This window comes from Haoranjiania flava, from assembly GCF_025631005.1.
GTDB classification, from domain to species: domain Bacteria; phylum Bacteroidota; class Bacteroidia; order Chitinophagales; family Chitinophagaceae; genus Haoranjiania; species Haoranjiania flava.
The window spans coordinates 83,619-102,480 of record NZ_JAOTPL010000011.1; the positions used below are offsets into that span (position 1 = coordinate 83,619).

The window sequence follows — 18,862 nt, forward strand, 5'->3', positions numbered from 1 at the left end:
CATTAGTAAAATACAAATGAAAAAGCAACCTGTAGTAGCCCTTGCCATAACGCTGGTGTTGCTTTCCTGCAATGATCCGTATACTACTGACCTCGCGGATACCACCGGTACAACTATCAGCGAGCCCGATAGCGGCAACGCCGGTATCGTAGAAATAGCAGAAGAGACAGTGGTAGTGCCGGGCGACCTTTATGCAAGCAGCCCGGGGCAACAAATACACGTGCGCTGTTTTTGAAATGGACGGAAAGCGTGTTGCAGGCTTGTTGATAAACGAAGACCCGGGAAAAATGCTGTACCAGGTTGAGGGGTCTGCATTTGCCAAAGGCGTTGACTATGAGGGCGAACATATAAAATGGCAGGCGAAAGGCAACGAAGGCACCTGGATAGAAAACGGCAAGAGTGAGAAGTACAAGCTTGTAAACCAATAACGCTCTATACCGCCACATACAAAACACCACAGTATTTTTTTTAATCAAAGAACCGGTTTTCATTGTATTACAATTTAAATTTTATGCCTGCACTAAGTACTCTGCCTTCCGTTAATGTCCAGATATCGTCAAAAACCGGGCTGGTATGCGAGCCGGATACAACCGGTTTGTAACGGCTCTGGCGTGTGTCTAAGAAGTTTTCGGCATTAATATAAACGGAAAATTTACCGAAATACTTTTCTGCCATAAAGCCCAGGTTCCAGTAGGGCTGCGTAGCTGATCCGTCATATACAAATTGAACGCCGGTATAATAAGCTTCCAAGCCCAGTTTGTAATTATCGTGCTTTTCTGCTATCAGTGCACTGTTTATTTTGTGCTTGGGAACCAGCGGCATAAACTGGTTGTTGTTTAAAACATAACCAGCCTTCGTATCGGTAAGCGTATAGCCTAAGAACAGTTTCAGGAAATCTTTGTAAACAAGCCTGGCATTGGTTTCTATGCCTGTGGAAGTTACTTTCTTATTTGTATTGATAAAATTATAATTACCTGTTGCGTCCTGTTCCAAGATGTTTGAATTATTCACCCTGCTGATGAAGAACATTTGGTTGATGCTGAATGAAAGCTCTTCTGCCAGGTGGGTTTTGTAGTTTACATCTGCCGTAGCCCCGATACTTCTTTCTGCAACAACGTCTTTTAAAGGCATTAAGTTTTGGTATTGAAAGGTTTCTGTGCGCTCCGTAAATGTGGTGGGTGTTTTGTATCCTAAACCACCCCCGATACGGCTGCTCCAGTTGTTATTCCACTTAAATAAAACAGAAACCCTCGGTAGCAGAAACACTTCATTTTTTTTATAGAGCTTGTTCCCATAGCTGACTGCGTCTGCACGCAGGCCGTTTTCGAACTTGATGGTTTCATTGGCATCAAACGTGTGCTGGGCATATACGCCATAAGTTGATGTAGTAAAACCCAGTGTTTGCGCATGTTCTGTATTCTGATCCTTAAACCGGTCATTGATAAAGTTTGCACCCGCAATAAAGGTCTGGTTCCGGAAATTCCTGATATACGATACATCTGTGAAAAGATTGTAGTTGGTGCCGGTAAAGTCGAAAGCAGGAATAAAAATATTTCTTTTAAACAATGTATAGGCTGCTTTGGCTACTACCCGCGAGGAAGGATTGATATCAGATGTTATGTCCAGTGTAGTTGTATTGCGCACGGTTTCATTCTTTTCAAAATAGCTGTGCGCTGCGCTGCTGCCATTGCTGATCAGTTGCATATCGCCACCGAGCATATTCCCTTTAGTAAAACTATTGCCCAGAGATATAGTTGTATTTTCTGACGGATACAGGAACAATCTGGGGTGTAAGGTAAAATTGTTTGATCGAGGTACTTCAGAAAAATCGTCCTTATCTGCATCAAAAGCCTTTTGCCTGCTGTACAGGCCCAGCATCGTGTAGCCGGCTTTCTTGCTTCTTGCAGAAGAGAATACCCCAATATTGGACTGCCCTATGTGCGACTGGCTTAGAATGGCGCTCAGCTCAGGTTTATCCCTGGGCGATTTGCTGATAAAGTTTATTACGCCTGCAATGGCGCCGGCTCCGTACAATGTAGATGCCGGGCCTTTGATCACCTCTACCTGCCTGAGATCCAGCGGGGGTATCTCAAGAATGCTTAAACCGTTGGCAAAATTACCGAAGGAAGCATAACCGTCTTTTAATATCTGTGTGTAGCGCCCGTCGAGCCCCTGCATGCGTATGCTGGCATTACCGCTGGTAGCGGAGGTTTGCTGCACATTGATGCCGGTACTTTCACTTAGAAGAATAGCTACGTTGGCGGGGCGCATATTGCTTTTTTCATCAATCTCTTCTAATTCAATTGTCTCCACCCGCGTGGGCGTATTGGCAATGGTGCGGCTGGTGCGGGTAGAGGATACAATGATATCATCCATTTCTTCGCGATGCGGATGCAGCAATATTTCACGGATAGCTGTATCTGTCAAAGGAAAAATATAAGACTGATGGAATGTTTCGTAGCCAACTGAAGCAATACGCAGCTCTTGGCTGCCGTCCGGGATGTTTGTTAGCCTGAAATAGCCTGTAGAATCTGAAAGCACACCCGCCGTATTGCCGGTAATTGTAACGCTTGCCGAAGATATTGGTTGTAGTGTTTCCTTGTTTTTAATTTGAGCTTTAAATATATTTTGCGCGCTTGATGTAATGCATAAGCATAGCGCCACTAATGGCATAAGTATTTTTGACATAAATTGTAAATGATTATTGGAAAAAAAAATTTGCTGCACATGAGTTGTGCAGGTGTTGAATTAATTATCCAATAAAGTGGGGAGGCTGCCAGATGGCCGGCAAGAATACTACAGGCTGGTAAGAAACATATACACCGGCATGCTGCTGTACCACATCATGTCTGATGAATGAAAAGAATACATCAGGTTGCTTGTAAGCTGCCGTACTGCAGCAGGCGCAGTGGCAGAGCGGGGGGCATTGCTCAGCGTCATGATCGTGAGCTTTGTGCGTCAGCACAAGCGCTGTTTTAGAGTCGACGGGTTCATTGCATTCAGTGCCGTCTGCACAGGGCACTGCTGCAAGCAGCAAGAGGTAAAAGTTCAGTATGAATACAATGATCTTCACGAACTGCAAAGATAAAAAACACAAATTTCAATAGCAAGATTATTAATGCAAGGCTGTTGCAGACAAATTTGCTTAACAAGAAAAAGTCCCGAAATGTTATTCTATTACAGGCTTGTTGCAAAACTTTTCAGCTTCTGTTCTCAGAAACTTTTCAAAGTAGTTCTTATCGCTAAATCTTTTGTCGGTTTTTTCCCATGCAGCATAATAACGGTAGGTATATTTTTTCGAAGCTGCTGACAGGTTCAGGGTAAATGTATTCGCAATATCCCTGCTTTGGGTAGATGCATAGCCAAAGGAATGAAAATATTGTATTGGCGCTACTATGCCCAGGCCGAGTGTGTCTTTGTTTTCACTTTGCTTACCGTGTGTGTACAGCGCTGCATATTTTTTTGTAATGATGTTGGCAGCTTTGTCCAGGTACAGGTCTATTGTGCCTGTGGTTATTTCCACCGGGGAGTTATTGCCTGAAATTGTTACATCATTTTGATAGAAAAACTGTCCTCCCCAAATGCTTATACGTTCTGTAATGCTTATGGGCTGTGCATTTGGCAGGTATTTAAAATCTTTATATGCCATTTCAAACATGGCTCTTACGGGACCGTCTGCAATTCTCCGGTAGCTTACTTCAGCGTTTGTGCCCAATCTTACCAGGCTGTCTTTGCCGTTGATGTGTATGCGCAATGCCAGCCCGCCGGCGCCCAGTGATTTGCCCACTTTCAAAATGTCCATTCCCCAGGTATCTAACTCGTGGTAGGATTTTTCCGGGTCAACGCCTGCATAGTCCAATACCATGTCTGAAGTTGTTTTTCCCCAGATATCGTTGGTATTGCGTACATCAAAATATTTCCTGAAACCAACTTTATCATTCTCCCAGGCCGGACCTTCGGTAAGGTAGGGGGGAAGTTTTTGCCTGGTAAAATCTGTAGGTTGATTGTTGTGAGGCATTACATCTTTTTCCAGGTTTTCGCCGAACCTGTTGCCCACATTGCGTTTATGACGTACATGTGCCCGCACTAAGGCTTTTACTGCTGCAGGCCGCCTGGCTGCCTGCACAGTGAATACTACTTTTTCCCCGGCTGAAAAATCATGCAAAAATACCACTTCATCCCAGTTGCCGTCTTTGTCCAGGTCGTCATGCTGCAATACCTTAGGCGCATTTCCATGAAAGATATGTATAAACTGATCTTTGGTAATATTACCCAGTTTAGCTTCGAGAAAATCCCTGGTAAGCACTACCAGCTCATCCTTTCTTTCAAGCTCTGACGGGTTGCTGACTGTGATAGTTTTAAGCTGGGCATAAGCATTGCTGCAAAGAAAAGTTGTCAACAGTATGAGTAAAGGCTTCATGGGTTTTGATTTATAAGGCAGGCCTTCAGCGTGCCGGTTTATTTTATTTGTAGTTTGAGGGCATTGGTTTCTATCTTAAATGTTCAATAGGCGCTGCATCCATATCGCTGTAATCAAGGTTTTCGCCGCCCATTCCCCAGATAAAACCATAGTTGGAAGTGCCGCATCCGGAATGTATAGACCAGGGAGCAGACAGTACCGCTTCGTGGTTTGCCATGATCAGGTGGCGTGTTTCCCGGGGTTGGCCCATTAAGTGGATCACGCGCTGATCGGCCGGTACATCGAAATAAAAGTAAGCTTCCATGCGGCGCGTATGCGTATGCGAGGGCATGGTGTTCCATACGCTTCCGGTGTCTAAAACCGTTAGGCCCATTACCAATTGGCAGCTTTGAATGCCGTCTTTGTGAATGTATCGCCTGATGGTTCTTTTGTTAGAAGTTTCGCTGCTGCCGAGCTCAGCGGAGAAAGCATCTTCCTTACTGCATTTTGTATTGGGATAGTTGGTGTGCGCCGGCGTTGAAAGCATATAAAATACAGCAGGATCACTGGCATCCGCAGATGCAAAGCTTACGTGCTGCGTGCCTTTGCCCAGATACACACATGCCAGTTTTTCTACTTCATATGTAGTGCCGTCGGCTGTGATTTTGCCTTTTCCGCCAACATTAAAAATACCTATTTCCCTGCGCTCTAAGAAAAATTCAGCTCGTAGTTCGGCTTCGTTCGGCAATATTATTTCCTCCCTCACCGGTTTTACACCGCCAACAATCATCCTGTCGTAATGTGAGTAAACAAGTTTTAATTTATCTTCTGTAACCAGTGTCTCTATCAAAAAATTTTTTCTTAATTCTTCTGTACACATCTGTTTCGTCTCTTGCGGACTGTTTTGAAACCTAATTTCCATGATACTTTATTTTATGAACAATATTTATCTTCCCATCCAGCCGCCATCTACATTCAGGATGGTGCCGTTTACATAATCAGATGCAGCAGCAGCAAGGAATACATAGGGCGCTGCCATATCTTCGGGTGTTCCCCATCGTGCTGCCGGAATCCTTTCCAGTATTGCTTTGCTTCTTACAGCATCGCTCTGCAATGCAGCGGTATTGTCTGTGGCGATATAGCCGGGTGCAATGCCATTGATGTTTACGCCTGATGAAGCCCATTCATTGGCAAAAGCTTTGATAACGCCGGCTACAGCCGATTTGCTGGCTGTGTAGCTGGCTACATTGATGCCTCCCTGGTAGGAGAGCATGGAGCAGGTAAAAATAATTTTACCTTTTTTGCGTGCCACCATTTCCTTGCCAAGCTCCCTGGCCAGGATAAACTGTGTGTGAAGATTCACAGACAGCACCTTGTCCCAGGTGTCATCATCGTGTTCTGCCAGCGGCTTTCTCACGATGGTGCCTGCATTGTTTACTAGTATATCCACAGGATTTTCTTTTTCCTTTAATTCTTTGAGAAAATGATAAACAGCTTCGCGTGAAGAAAAATCGATGCTGTATTTACTAAAATGCCTGCCATATGCTTTGGCAGCCTTCTCTGCTTCCGAGCCTTCGGGGAAATTGTTTGAAACGCAGATGATGTCTGCTCCGCAGCAGGCCATAGCTACAGCTACTGCCTGGCCAATACCCCGGCTGGCGCCTGTGATCAGCGCCGTTTTGCCGGAAAGATCGTAAAGGTTTTGAATATTCATTTGTAAAAATTTTTTAGGTTGACATTCTCCTGATCACTGAAACCGGGATCACGTAGTTGTCTGTCTTAACACCAACAGCTGTTCCGCTTTCTTCGTGGCTAAGTTGTTGCATCAGCAGCTCCACGCACCGTTTCCCAAATTCTGCAGGAAACTGTTCAACCGTACTTAGGGAGGGGCTGGCAATTGATGTACGTTTATCGTTGGAGTAGCCGATTATTTTTACCTGTTTGGGTACGTCTATATTTTTTGACTTGCAAAATTCCAGTGCAGCAATGGCAGAGGTGTCATTGGCTGTAAAAATGCCGTCAATGGTCGGATCCTGGTTAAATGCTTTTACCAAGGTATTCCAAGCATTTTCGTGCGTAAGCTCATGGCAATACATGTTTTCTTTCCGGAAGGTAATGCCATGGTTTTCTAAGGCAGCTTTATAGCCTTTGGATCTGTATTTATACAGGTAGCATTCCAGCGGACCCGAGATGTGTAAAATATTTTTGCAGCCAACATCCAGTAGATGTTTTGTTGCGCCGTAACCACCCTGGAAGTCGTCGCCGGAAATATGGATGCCGCCAAAAGGGTAGTCTGGAATCCGGTCGTAAAAAATTACCGGGATCTCTTTTTTCAGAAAAATATCGAAGTGGCTGAAATCGGTAGTGTGGAGTGTTGCCGCAGCTATAACGGCTGCAACCCTCAAAGAAGAAAGGGTGTCTACAGCGTGCTGCTCAAGCTCATGCGAATCGTTGGATTGCAGGATGATAATATTATAGCCGAATTTGTACAACTCATTCTGTATAATGGTAATGACTTCGGAATGAAAGTTCATGGAAATTTTAGGCACTATCAGGCCCACAATTTTTGATTTGTTGCTCCTGAGGTTGGATGCCACACTGTTGATGCTGTATCCTGTATCGCGTGCAAAATCTATTATTTTCTTTCGTGTTGCCTCCTTTACCTGGCTGCTTCCGTTAAGCGCCCTGGAGACTGTGGCAGTAGAAACTTTTAGTTTCCTGGCAATTTCAACAATAGTAAGATTTTGCATTGAAGGATTTTAAACTGGGGCAAAGATAAGGGTAAAGACCTGTAATAAAAAATAATAATTGTAAACGTTATACATGCAGTCATGTTTTTTATACAATATTCCTTATTTTCTATTTTTATAATTTAGTTTGATTATCATATAATTACAATTTAATTAAATATAAATTTATAAATAATTATAATAATATTTTGTTTTTTATTTTATTGTACTATATTTGAAATACAATAAAATGTAAACGTAGACATTCTTATGAACTATACTTTATAAGAAAATAATGTAACATTCCAATTTAAATAAATTATGAGAAATCTACTGATAAGCACAGTTTGTTTGTTGTGTGTATTGCTTCCGGCATGTATGGCAGTTAATACTTATACTAAGCAGGATCATGTATTTAAAGTTGCAGAACAGCAGTATTCAAAAATGCTCGAAGTGGCAACAGACCTTACCAAATATCCCAGGACGAGCAATCCCGATGGATCCGTAAAGTATGTAGGCATTGAGGACTGGACAGGAGGTTTTTGGCCCGGCAGCTTATGGTATGTTTATGAATTTACCAAAAATGAAAAATGGAAAGATGCTGCTGTTCAATGGACGGAAAGCCTGGAAAGCAACCAGTTTAATACCCGGCATCATGATATAGGTTTTATGATGTATTGCAGCTACGGTAATGCACTTCGTCATATAAACAAACCCGCATACCGTGATATTTTAGTCCAGTCTGCAAAATCCTTAATTACCAGATATGATCCTGTTGTAAAATCCATAAAATCGTGGAATAAAAAGAACTCGTGGGATGGAAAAACCTGGACATTTCCGGTGATTATAGATAATATGATGAATCTTGAATTACTGTTCTATGCCTCAAAGGTAACCGGCGATCCTGTTTATAAAAATATAGCGATAGCGCATGCTGAGACCACGCTTAAAAATCATTTCCGCCCGGATTACAGTTCCTATCATGTAGTAGATTATGACGTAAACACAGGTAAAGTGCTGCATCAGCAGACCAACCAGGGATTTTCAGACAATTCACAATGGGCCAGAGGCCAGGCGTGGGCCATATATGGATTTACGGTTATGTACAGGGAAACGAGAGATCCCAGGTACAGGGATGCAGCTGCTAAAATGGCTGATTTTTATATAAACCATCCCAACCTTCCAAAAGACAAAATCCCTTATTGGGATTTTAATGTAGGCCAGGAAGGGTATAAAGCAGATTGGAAATACGACCCTGCAAAGTTCAGCTATATTCCCAGAGATGCATCTGCTGCAGCTATCACTGCTTCAGGGCTGTTAGAACTTGCCGGTTATCTGGGAGCTGAAGGTAAAAAGTATAAAAGTTTTGCAGTAGAAACTTTACATTCTTTAAGTTCCCCGGAATATCTCGCTCAACCCGGTACCAACAGTAATTTTATTTTGAAGCATTCTACAGGCAGCTTTCCTCACCATGTAGAAATTGATGTTCCCCTGGTGTATGCCGATTACTATTTTCTGGAAGCTTTACTTCGTTATAAAAACCTGTTGAAATTTTAATTTCTAACCGCTGGAGCGGATAAGTTGTGAACAGAAATAATACAATATCTAACAATTCAAACGAGCCGTTACTGAATTCTCATAAGGGAGAGAGCACATGCAGAAATTCTGCGCAGCCATCGCGAACACTTAAAAATATTCAAAAAATACACACATGAAATAGCCATAAGAATGCTGCATACCAACCGCGGATGAATAAGCTAATTCCATGTGACCATTAAAAACAGCCGCAAAGCGGCGAACTAAAATATATACACATGAAAAACTGGATCAAAATAATGTGTCTTTCTGCGATTTTATGTGCAATAGCAGCAGCTGGCAACGCACAGGTGGTTACAGGTACCATTTTCGATGAAAATGGTGATCCTGTAAGTTCGGCAGCAGTACAAAACCTCCGGACAAACCAGGGAGTGATCTCGGGCGCTGATGGTACTTACCGGATAGCTGCTTCTACAGGCGACACGCTTTACTTTACCTCTGTGGGTTTCACACCGGTTACAGTAAAAGTCTCTTCCGGCAGGCAGAACATGGTTTTGCAGCCTGACGACGGAAACCTTTCAGATGTTGTGGTAGTAGGGTATGGCACCGTAAAAAAGACAGACCTTACAGGATCTGTGGCGGATGTGCCTATAACAGATATGCAGAAGGCGCCCGTGCGCTCATTTGTAGAAGCGTTAGGAGGACGCGTGGCCGGGGTAGCAGTAGCTTCCTCAGACGGGCAGCCGGGATCTTCAAACCAGATCACCATCAGGGGTAATAATTCTATTACACAAGACAATTCACCCTTGTATGTAGTGGACGGGTTTCCTATAGAGGGCCTCAATAGCAACGGCATTAATCCAAATGATATAGAATCTGTAAGTGTCTTAAAAGATGCCTCTGCAACAGCCATATATGGCGCACGTGGCGCCAATGGCGTAATAGTTATTACCACAAAAAGCGGGAAGGCAGGCCCGCCTGTTGTAAACTTAAGCGCTTCTTATGGCATCCAGAAAACAACCAATACTGTGAAGCTGATGAGCCCCTATGAATTTGTAAGATATCAGCTGGAGATAAGCCCGGGAACAGATACGACCATAGTTGGTTCGGCAGCTTATTACTACCTTAGGAAAGGCGCCACGCTGGAAAGCTACAGAGACAGCATAGATATTAACTGGCAATCCAGATTGTTTAGAACAGCGCCTATGAAAGACTTTAACCTGTCTGTTTCAGGAGGTAATGCACAGACCAAATATTCGCTGTCCGGAAATATTTTAGATCAGGATGGGGTGATCATCAACTCTGGTTACAAAAGATACCAGGGAAGGTTTGTAATAAATCAAAACCTGGGAAAAAAGCTCAAAGCCAATGTCAACGTTAATTACAGCCGCTTGGAGCAATATGGTGTATCGCCTTTTGCCAGCAGCGGCAGCGCTACCAGTACTTTAATGTACAGTGTGTGGGGCTATAAACCCTTTGGCAACGACCTGATCAGCCAGCCGTTTGATGACAATGTGAGCTCGACCAACGATTATCGTTTCAACCCGATCCTGAATCAACAGAATGCAGTAAGAAAAAATAATTACAATAATTTAAGCGCCAACGCTTTTATTGAGTATGCAATTACAAAAGAATTAAAGTTAAAAGTTTCCGGCGGTATAGATTCCCGTATTCGCCAGGTACAGACCTTTAATGATACACTTACTTCTTACGGTAATCCCAGGCTTAGCACAAACGGTATCAACGGCTCGGTGATATATTATCACAACAATTCCTGGTTAAACGAAAACACGCTCAGCTATAACAAGCGGTTTAATAAAAATCACAACCTCAATGCCGTGGCAGGTTTCACAATGCAGGAGGCAAGCTCCTCAGTTTACGGATCAGCTGCTAATAATCTTCCGCCGCAGGCTACCGGCGTGAGCTGGCTTAGTTCAGGTACACCTACTACGGTAACTTCCACCGCATCGGTAAATGGTTTGGTTTCTTTCCTCGGGCGTGTAAATTATACCTTGTATTCTGATTATCTTTTGACAGCTTCCTTCAGGGCAGATGGCTCTTCAAAATTTTCCCCTGAAAACCACTGGAGCTATTTCCCGTCTGCGGCTTTTGCCTGGAAATTAAAAAACAACGTATTGAAAAATGTAAATGTAATTTCAGACGGAAAATTGAGGATCAGTTATGGCTTAACCGGCAATAACCGTGTAGGAGATTTTCCTTACTTATCACAGTATTCAATTTCTACTATTTCGCAGGGATACACTTTTGGCAATTTGGGAATGCCCGGCCTTATTCCGGATGCGCTCGGCAATATTGACCTTAAGTGGGAAACTACAGAGCAATGGGATCTTGGTTTAGATCTCTCATTTATTAATAACCGAATCAACCTTACTGCGGATATCTACAAAAAAGTTACCAAAGATCTGCTCTTAAATGCAAACATCCCCACATCTTACGGCTACAGAACTATTTTTCAAAATATCGGCAGTGTAGAAAACAGGGGATTAGAAATTACAGTAAATACTTTTAATATAAAGAAAAAAGATTTTACATGGAATACCAGCTTTAATATTTCTTTCAATGCCAATAAAGTTTTATCACTTGCCAATAATCAGCATTCTTTCTTTGCAGCAGCTCCCTTTGACAATACGGTTGCCTCCATCTCGGCATTTTTAGTAGAAATAGGCAAGCCTTTAGGATTGATGTATGGCCCTATATGGGATGGGGTTTATCAATACGATGATTTCGATAAAAGCCCCGCCGGCGTTTATACTTTAAAGGGTAACATTCCAACCAACGGCAATGTAAGAAGCAGTATCCAGCCCGGCGACATAAAATACAAAGATCTCAATGGAGACGGAGTGGTAAATAACAACGATTTTACGGTTATCGGCAGAGGATTTCCTTTAAACACAGGCGGATTGACAAATAATTTCAGCTACAAAGGATTTGATTTAAGCATCTTCTTTCAATGGTCTTATGGCAATGACATACTCAATGCAAACCGGTTAATATTTGAGGGTAATGGTTTGGCAAAACAAGGTCTCAATCAGTTTGACAGTTATAAAGACAGATGGACGCCGGAAAATCCAAGCAATACCTTATTCCGCACGCGCGGACAGGGGCCTGCCAGCAATATATTTTCTTCCCGGGTTATTGAAGATGGATCTTATCTGCGTCTAAAAACAGTATCATTCGGTTATAACATTCCTGCTCAGGCAATGAGAAAGTGGGGCATCAAAAATCTGAATGTTTATGTAGCTGCACAAAATCTATTCACCTGGACTAATTATACAGGAAATGATCCTGAAGTAAGTATTTATAACAGCGTATTGACGCCGGGAGTTGACTACTCGGCTTATCCACGCTCCAACACTACTACTTTTGGCCTGAAGGCTACGCTTTAACCGTAAAAACAGTATTATCCTGAAATAACCATAACATTAAGTATCTGTATCAACCAGGAATGAGTGTTGAGTATAAAAAGATGGTTATTCGATGTCACAACTAAAACCAATAAATATATACATATTAAATAGCCATAAGCAAAGTTGCATACCAACTGTTAATGAATAAAAGCTATTCCATTTGACTACTAAAACAAATAAATATAAACATATGAAACCTAGCATAAAAAATAATTCACATACAGCAACGTATATAAGTTATCCTCATTGTTGGGACAAAACAGGTGTACAAAAAAATATAAGAATGCACCTGGTCTATCTTTTTATTTTAATATTAATAGGTAGCTCTATACTTTCCTGCAATAAAATTTTAAATAAAGAGCCCATTTCTTTTGCTTCTCCTGAAGCCAACTATGCAACCGGGGCGCAATTGCTGCAGGCATTGGCAGGAGTATACGATGTACTGGGCAGGCAGAGGGAGCAATTATATGCCAACAAACTCTTTAATCAGTTGGGCGCCTGTACCGACGAGGGTTTTTATGCCAGAAACAACCAGGTTGTGGGGCCAATGGTATATAATTTTGATTTCACCGATGCAGATATTGACCAGACATGGCAGACGCTTTATATAGGCATAGAAAGAGCCAACAACCTGATTTATTACATTAATACGCCAAAATCAATGAATCCTGCTGAGCGGAATGCTATTTTAGGAGAAGCAAAGTTTTTACGAGGTTATTACTATTTCCTCCTGGTGAGTAGTTTTGGCGATGTGCCCCTGAAGCTGAATCCCACTACTATTACAGGAGCTGCTTCTGAAAATGTTCCAAGATCGCCTGCCAAAGAAGTATATGCCCAGGTATTGAAAGATATGACAGAGGCAGAGGCAATATGTTATCCTGCTACTACCTTTAACCATTCAAGCCGCGTTTCCCAAACAACTGTACAGGGCATTTTGGCAAGGGTATGCCTGACTATGGCAGGATACCCGCTGCTGGATAAAGCAAAATACAAAGATGCATTGCAATGGGCTACTAAAGTAAAGCAGTCCGGCATTCACGCCTTAAACCCAAGCTACAGCCAGATATTTATCAATCAGGCACAGGATATTTACGATATTAAAGAAGCCATGTGGGAGGCTGATTTTATCGGCAATGATCAATCCACCACACAGGAGCAGGGCAGGGTAGGCAATACGAACGGAATACAATATACTGCCGCCAATTTTGCAGATACCGGTTATAGCTATGCTTTTATTAATGTTACCAGGAAACTTTATGAGCTTTACAACCAGGGCGACCTGCGCAGAGACTGGGCAATTGCCCCTTACGGCTATTCAGGAACAAACCGCGTGAATAAAGGATCATTGATATATGACAGGAATTGTGGCAAATGGAGAAGGTCGTATGAAAAACTTACTCCTAAGAGTAAAAACAATACAGGTATTAATTTTCCGATCTTGCGCTATGCAGATGTTTTACTAATGCTGGCAGAAGCTGATAATCAGTTGAATAACGGGCCTACAGCAAATGCATATGCGGCTTTTAATGAAGTTCGCAGAAGAGCTTATGGCTTTCCTGTTAATATACCCAATGCAGTTTCAGACCTGCGCGCAGGCTTATCTGCTAATGATTTTCAACAGGAAATTATAGATGAGAGGTCCCGGGAACTTTGTTTCGAAGCTTTGAGAAGGCAGGATCTGATCCGGTGGGGAATATGGACACAAACAATGAGCGCACTGGCAAATCAGATGAATACGCATCTGGCCGGTAATGCTTCCTGGAAATATGCGTCCTTGGGGGCTACTAATGCAGCATCTTCACCTAAGTTCCTCTTGTACCCTATACCTGCTTCGGAATTTAGTGTGAATAAAGCTGCTACACAGAATCCCGGGTATTAACCATTAAAGAACAGCAACAATAAAATATTAAAATGAATACGCGGAGAATAATGTATTTAAGCGCATATGATATTTGGCGAAACGAAGCACTGGAAGTAATTCCATGTGGCCATTAAAAATATCCGCAATGCGGCGCACCTTAAAAAAATATACATAGGAAATAACCATAAAGATTAGGAATGTATACCAACCGGGAATGAGTATTGAATCTAAAAACCAGGTTTATTCCATGTGACAACTGAAAAACAATTAAACATACACAGATGAAATAGCCATAAAGATTAAGAATCTATACCAACCGGGAATGAGTATTGAATCTAAAAGCTGGTTATTCCATGTGGCAACTGAAAAAAAAAATAAATATACACACATGAAAAATCATTGTATAACAGGAGTGGCTGCTTTACTTGTATTTGCTTCCTGCAGCAAACAGCTTAGCACAGAACCTCTGAATTTTAATGTGGAAACCGCTTCCGCAACCTATAATGTGGGCGATACCGTAACATTCTTTTTCTCCGGCAACCCGGATTTCATTAGCTTTTATTCAGGAGAGGAAGGCAATAATTATGATAACCGTGAACGTACAACTATTGACGGCACTCCGCGTCTGCAGTTTACATCGTATGCCCAGTATGGAACACAGCTTAATACGCTGCAATTGCTCGTTTCAAACGACTTTAAGGAGTCTTATGACGAAGCCGGTATCAACGCTGCCAAGTGGACAGACATTACTTCACAGGCTACTTTATCTACCGGCGCCGACAATACTCCTTCCGGAGTTGTAGACCTGTCAGATTTCCTTGCACAGAAAAAGCCGGTTTATATTGCCTTTAAATATACCGGCACAAGCGGTAACGCCCAAAAAACCTGGACCATTAAGTCGCTTACTGTTGATCTGCTTAAAAAAGATGGTTCGGTATTGCCGGTTACTGATATTGCTACTGCAGCATGGAGACAGGTAAGCATTAAAAACCCCGCAGCAGTATGGACAATCAGTGCTACACAACTTCGTATAGCCGGAGGTAATGCTGCTGCTGAAGATAATGAAGACTGGGTGATCTCCAAACTTTTGTACCTCAATAATGTGTTACCTGATGTGGCAGTGCCGGTAAAAAATATTGCCCAGAAAGTAGATAGTTATAAGTATGTGTTCTCAAAATCCGGCGCTTACAAGGTTGTTTTTCTCGCTGTAAATGCCACTGCAGATGTACAACAGGCCACTACAAAAGAGATTCAGTTAACCATTAAATAAAACTATAGCGCTGCCAGGTAATGAATAAATTCGGAAGTATTGCTTTTAAAATAATTGCAGAAGAAATCAAAGCGATGCATTAAAATTATATACGGATGAAAAAACTTTTTTTTATTTTACTGTGCTCTTTTCTTTCTCTTGCTGCATATCCGCAGGACGATATGCCGTTAATTCTCTCACGGATACTGAAAGAGTTGTATGCTAAATCTTCGGATAATCAATTGCTGAGATCAATGCTTGAATATGATAATATGCGTCCCGATGGCAGTTGGGCAGATATTGATTATGCATCTACCCATGCCACCAATTGGCCGCCTATACGTCATTTGGAACGTATGCAGCTAATGGCTGTGGCGTTTTCAAAACCAAACAGTATCTACGCCGGCAATCAGGATATTTATCAGAAGCTCGTAAAAGGTATGCAGTATTGGTATACTCAAAATCCCAAGAGTTCCAACTGGTGGCATAATGATATTTCAGCGCCGCAATACATCGGCAGGATACTGCTGCTTACAAAAAGCGCAAAAACGCCCCTGCCGCCGGATCTGCAAGTTGCACTGCTTGCCAAGATGCAAGAGGCACAGCCACCTTTTACTTTTACAGGAGCCAATAAACTGGATATTGCTATCCATAATATCTACCGGGCCCTATATACCAATAATGAAAAATTAATGACTACCGCTGTCAGGGAGGCTTTTCAGCCAATCAATTTCACTACTGAAGAGGGGTTGCAGCACGATTATTCATATCTACAACATAAAGAGCAGCTAATGATTTCCGCATACGGGTTGGTTTTTCTTACAGGAGAGTATCGTGTGGCAGCCTGGCTCGCAGGCACAAAGTATGCATTACAGGAAGAAAAACGTCATATGCTCAATAATTTTTTCTTCAACACCTTTGCAAGAACTTTACGCGGCAGGTATATAGACTATAACGTAGAGGGCAGGGGCGTATCGCGCCCAAATACACTTGACAAAAAAAGCCTTGCAGCTAAAGACGACAATGCTCTCTTAAATATCATTGCTATTGTAAGCCCTGAAAAAGAAAAAGAATTACAAGTTTTACAACAGCGAATCTCTCAAAGCGCTCTGCCTTCTTACCAGGTGGCTCCTTCCCATACTTATTTCTGGCGTGGTGATTATACATTGCATACAAGGCCTGCGTACTCCTTCCATGTGCGTACAGTATCAAAGCGTACTATCCGGACTGAAGCAGGTAACGGGGAAAATCTTTTAGCAACCGTTATTCCCGACGGATCTGTCAATCTTGTGAGAAGAGGCGATGAATATTACAATATTATGCCTGTATGGGAATGGGATAAAATACCCGGCGTTACGGCCAGAGACTATGATACTGCCGTAACTCTTAAAAAACACTGGGGAGAATATGGAAGTACAGACTTTGTGGGAGGCGTTACAGACAGTGTCTATGGTGCAACTGCTTACACCCAGGAGTATGATGATGTACAGGCTAAAAAAGGTTATTTCTTTTTTGATAAAGAAGTTGTATGTATGGGTGCGGGAATTACCAGCAACGCGCCGCAGAATATTACAACTACTTTAAACCAATCCTGGAGCAGAGGTAAAGTTTTTATAAATGAAAAAGATAAAATATCTGAAGTAAAGAACAATACAGCCTATAACAATATCAATTGGCTTTGGCACGATAGTATTGCTTACTGCTTTTTGCAACCTGCCGCTGTGCATATTTCCAATGCTGTGCAAAGTGGCAGCTGGACTGCTATCAACAAAAACCGCAAAGGCGAAGAAAAAGGCAAGGTCTTTAAAGCATGGATAAACCATCATGCAAACCCGGTCAACGCTTCGTATGCTTACGTGGTGGTACCCGGCGTTTCTGCTAAAGACTTGCCGGTATACAATTATGCTGCTATAAAAAATTTATCAAATACCGCAGTATTGCAGGCAGTCCATCACCAGGAGCTGGATATAGTTCAGGCAATTTTTTATGAACCCGGCTCTTTGCAGGCAGGCGATGTAAAAATACAGGTAGAACATCCTTGTATTTTACAAATCAAAGATCTCACAGGCCGTATTCAATTAAGTATAGCTGAGCCCACCGGCCGGTATGCGAATCTTAAAGTTGAAGTAACAACGCCCCGGGCGGGTAAAAAAATCATTCCTGTGACTTTGCCGCAAGCCCCGTATGCAGGAAGTTCGGTAATTTTAAACATTCAGTAAAGCAAAATGAGCAATATTATAAAATTTATATTTATAGTTTTATGTGCCTTTCAGTTAGGCAGCACCAGAAAACAGGAAAAGCAACCAAACATTATTCTTATTCTTGCAGATGATGGCGGCTACAACGATTTTGAGTGTTACGGCGGCTCGCAGATACCTACGCCAAATATTAATTCGCTGGCCCGCGAAGGAGTAAAATTTACAAATGGTTATGTAACAGCTTCTGTCTGTGCGCCTTCAAGAGCTGGCTTGCTTACCGGACGTTATCAGCAGCGTTTCGGTTTCGAACACAATACCTCAAAAAAAACAGCACCCGGGTATACTATTGCCGATGTCGGGCTAAACCGCAATGAGAAGACCATTGCTGATTATCTGAAAAAAGCAGGGTATGCAACCATAGCTATTGGAAAATGGCATTTAGGCGCTGATGAGCAATACTTTCCTCTAAAACGAGGTTTTGATGAATTTTACGGATTTAAAGAAGGACACCGCAATTACTTCCCGTATACCGCCGGCAGAAGCGATGAATATGCTTTGTATAACAATCATACCATTGTGCCGGAGCAGGAAATTACATACCTTACCGACATGTTCACAGACAAAGCTGTTGAGTTTATTAATCACAATAAATCAAATCCCTTTTTTATATACATGTCGTACAATGCCATTCATACACCTCTTCAGGCAAAGCAGAAGGACCTGGATAAATTTAAGTTTATTAAAGATGATGACCGGCGGCTCTACGCTGCTATGATGACTTCTATGGATGAAGGTATAGGCAGGATTTTACAAAGCCTTGAAAAAAATGGCCTTGAAAAAAATACGCTGATTTATTTTTTAAATGATAACGGAGGCGCTACTAATAATGCTTCTGATAACGGAGCCTTAAGAGGAATGAAGGGGTCAAAATGGGAAGGGGGTATCCGTGTGGCTTACATTATGAAATGGCCAGGTATAATCAAAAAAAATACTGTTTATAACAACGCTGTCACTTCACTTGATGTAGTACCTACATCGCTGGCTGCAGCAGGCATTAATTATAAAGATAAAAAACTGGACGGTGTAAACCTGATTCCGTTTCTTGATAAGCCGCCGCTCATAAAACCGCATCAAAATCTTTTTTGGCGCAGAGGGGTGGCAGCGGCTGTACGTTCAGGCGATTGGAAATTAATACGCGTTGGAGCCAACCCGGTTTTATTGTTTGATTTAAAAAAAGATGTTTCTGAAACCACAAACGTTGCACACAGCCATCCGCGTGTGGTAAAAAAAATGCTGAAGCAACTTAATGAGTGGGAAAAAGGGCTGTCAAAACCGCATTGGTACAGTTCGTATGGCGATGAAAATCAAATAAAGAAACACCGGATGGAAGTAGTGGGAAGGGATATGGAGCGGCAATACCCATAACGGCAGCGCAAAAAAAATTAAGTATTATATGCAATGA

At 42.2% G+C, this 18,862-nt stretch carries 14 protein-coding genes; 8 read left to right on the plus strand and 6 right to left on the minus strand.

All coding sequences use genetic code 11. From position 1 onward, the window contains the following. The first annotated feature begins 16 nt into the window (after nucleotides 1-16). Both OD355_RS08945 and OD355_RS08950 read left to right on the plus strand, forming a co-directional pair. A complete protein-coding gene (locus OD355_RS08945) occupies nucleotides 17-235 on the plus strand; it encodes a hypothetical protein (RefSeq protein ID WP_263038125.1) in 219 nt (72 codons plus the stop codon). A gap of 1 nt (nucleotide 236) precedes the next feature. Beyond that, the gene (locus tag OD355_RS08950; protein WP_263038126.1) at nucleotides 237-428 is read left to right on the plus strand and encodes a hypothetical protein; all 192 of its coding nucleotides are present in this window, start codon (nucleotides 237-239) and stop codon (nucleotides 426-428) included. Nucleotides 429-495: 67 nt separating this feature from the next. Here OD355_RS08950 and OD355_RS08955 read toward each other — a convergent pair whose 3' ends face one another. The 6 genes from OD355_RS08955 to OD355_RS08980 form a co-directional block, all read right to left on the minus strand. Then, nucleotides 496-2,688: a TonB-dependent receptor gene (locus tag OD355_RS08955; RefSeq protein WP_263038127.1), complete on the minus strand. Its 2,193-nt coding sequence runs from the start codon at nucleotides 2,686-2,688 to the stop codon at nucleotides 496-498. A 64-nt stretch (nucleotides 2,689-2,752) separates the two neighbouring features. After that, on the minus strand, nucleotides 2,753-3,073 hold the full coding sequence (locus tag OD355_RS08960) for a DUF6660 family protein (protein ID WP_263038128.1): 321 nt from the start codon (nucleotides 3,071-3,073) through the stop codon (nucleotides 2,753-2,755). A gap of 96 nt (nucleotides 3,074-3,169) precedes the next feature. After that, nucleotides 3,170-4,420 (minus strand): DUF4861 domain-containing protein, encoded by a 1,251-nt coding sequence (locus OD355_RS08965; RefSeq protein WP_263038129.1) that lies wholly within the window; start codon nucleotides 4,418-4,420, stop codon nucleotides 3,170-3,172. A 70-nt stretch (nucleotides 4,421-4,490) separates the two neighbouring features. Next, nucleotides 4,491-5,321 (minus strand): 5-dehydro-4-deoxy-D-glucuronate isomerase, encoded by an 831-nt coding sequence (gene kduI, locus OD355_RS08970; protein ID WP_263038130.1) that lies wholly within the window; start codon nucleotides 5,319-5,321, stop codon nucleotides 4,491-4,493. Nucleotides 5,322-5,345: 24 nt separating this feature from the next. Continuing rightward, nucleotides 5,346-6,113 (minus strand): SDR family NAD(P)-dependent oxidoreductase, encoded by a 768-nt coding sequence (locus OD355_RS08975; protein WP_317619114.1) that lies wholly within the window; start codon nucleotides 6,111-6,113, stop codon nucleotides 5,346-5,348. Between the two features lie 13 nt (nucleotides 6,114-6,126). Further along, on the minus strand, nucleotides 6,127-7,149 hold the full coding sequence (locus tag OD355_RS08980) for a LacI family DNA-binding transcriptional regulator (RefSeq protein ID WP_263038131.1): 1,023 nt from the start codon (nucleotides 7,147-7,149) through the stop codon (nucleotides 6,127-6,129). A 357-nt stretch (nucleotides 7,150-7,506) separates the two neighbouring features. Between OD355_RS08980 and OD355_RS08985 the strand changes: the two genes are divergently transcribed. From OD355_RS08985 to OD355_RS09010, 6 genes are all read left to right on the plus strand, one after another. After that, nucleotides 7,507-8,685: a glycoside hydrolase family 88 protein gene (locus tag OD355_RS08985; RefSeq protein ID WP_263038132.1), complete on the plus strand. Its 1,179-nt coding sequence runs from the start codon at nucleotides 7,507-7,509 to the stop codon at nucleotides 8,683-8,685. 257 nt (nucleotides 8,686-8,942) lie between these two features. Next, a complete protein-coding gene (locus OD355_RS08990; protein WP_263038133.1) occupies nucleotides 8,943-12,071 on the plus strand; it encodes a SusC/RagA family TonB-linked outer membrane protein in 3,129 nt (1,042 codons plus the stop codon). Between the two features lie 211 nt (nucleotides 12,072-12,282). Then, a complete protein-coding gene (locus OD355_RS08995; protein WP_263038134.1) occupies nucleotides 12,283-13,971 on the plus strand; it encodes a RagB/SusD family nutrient uptake outer membrane protein in 1,689 nt (562 codons plus the stop codon). 370 nt (nucleotides 13,972-14,341) lie between these two features. Next, nucleotides 14,342-15,223: a DUF5017 domain-containing protein gene (locus tag OD355_RS09000; RefSeq protein ID WP_263038135.1), complete on the plus strand. Its 882-nt coding sequence runs from the start codon at nucleotides 14,342-14,344 to the stop codon at nucleotides 15,221-15,223. Nucleotides 15,224-15,318: 95 nt separating this feature from the next. Beyond that, nucleotides 15,319-17,421: a polysaccharide lyase family 8 super-sandwich domain-containing protein gene (locus OD355_RS09005; RefSeq protein WP_263038136.1), complete on the plus strand. Its 2,103-nt coding sequence runs from the start codon at nucleotides 15,319-15,321 to the stop codon at nucleotides 17,419-17,421. Nucleotides 17,422-17,427: 6 nt separating this feature from the next. Next, a complete protein-coding gene (locus OD355_RS09010) occupies nucleotides 17,428-18,825 on the plus strand; it encodes a sulfatase (RefSeq protein ID WP_263038137.1) in 1,398 nt (465 codons plus the stop codon). Nucleotides 18,826-18,862 lie beyond the last annotated feature (37 nt).

Excerpts from the sequence above, each read along its gene's own strand:
- OD355_RS08985 (WP_263038132.1), top strand. The coding sequence starts at position 7,507 with ATGGCAGTTAATACTTATACTAAGCAGGATCATGTATTTAAAGTTGCA.
- OD355_RS09000 (WP_263038135.1), top strand. The coding sequence starts at position 14,342 with ATGAAAAATCATTGTATAACAGGAGTGGCTGCTTTACTTGTATTTGCT.
- OD355_RS09005 (WP_263038136.1), top strand. The coding sequence starts at position 15,319 with ATGAAAAAACTTTTTTTTATTTTACTGTGCTCTTTTCTTTCTCTTGCT.
- OD355_RS08965 (WP_263038129.1), bottom strand. The coding sequence starts at position 4,420 with ATGAAGCCTTTACTCATACTGTTGACAACTTTTCTTTGCAGCAATGCT.
- OD355_RS08945 (WP_263038125.1), top strand. The coding sequence starts at position 17 with ATGAAAAAGCAACCTGTAGTAGCCCTTGCCATAACGCTGGTGTTGCTT.
- OD355_RS08950 (WP_263038126.1), top strand. The coding sequence starts at position 237 with ATGGACGGAAAGCGTGTTGCAGGCTTGTTGATAAACGAAGACCCGGGA.
- OD355_RS09010 (WP_263038137.1), top strand. The coding sequence starts at position 17,428 with ATGAGCAATATTATAAAATTTATATTTATAGTTTTATGTGCCTTTCAG.
- OD355_RS08955 (WP_263038127.1), bottom strand. The coding sequence starts at position 2,688 with ATGTCAAAAATACTTATGCCATTAGTGGCGCTATGCTTATGCATTACA.
- kduI (WP_263038130.1), bottom strand. The coding sequence starts at position 5,321 with ATGGAAATTAGGTTTCAAAACAGTCCGCAAGAGACGAAACAGATGTGT.
- OD355_RS08975 (WP_317619114.1), bottom strand. The coding sequence starts at position 6,113 with ATGAATATTCAAAACCTTTACGATCTTTCCGGCAAAACGGCGCTGATC.
- OD355_RS08980 (WP_263038131.1), bottom strand. The coding sequence starts at position 7,149 with ATGCAAAATCTTACTATTGTTGAAATTGCCAGGAAACTAAAAGTTTCT.
- OD355_RS08995 (WP_263038134.1), top strand. The coding sequence starts at position 12,283 with ATGAAACCTAGCATAAAAAATAATTCACATACAGCAACGTATATAAGT.
- OD355_RS08990 (WP_263038133.1), top strand. The coding sequence starts at position 8,943 with ATGAAAAACTGGATCAAAATAATGTGTCTTTCTGCGATTTTATGTGCA.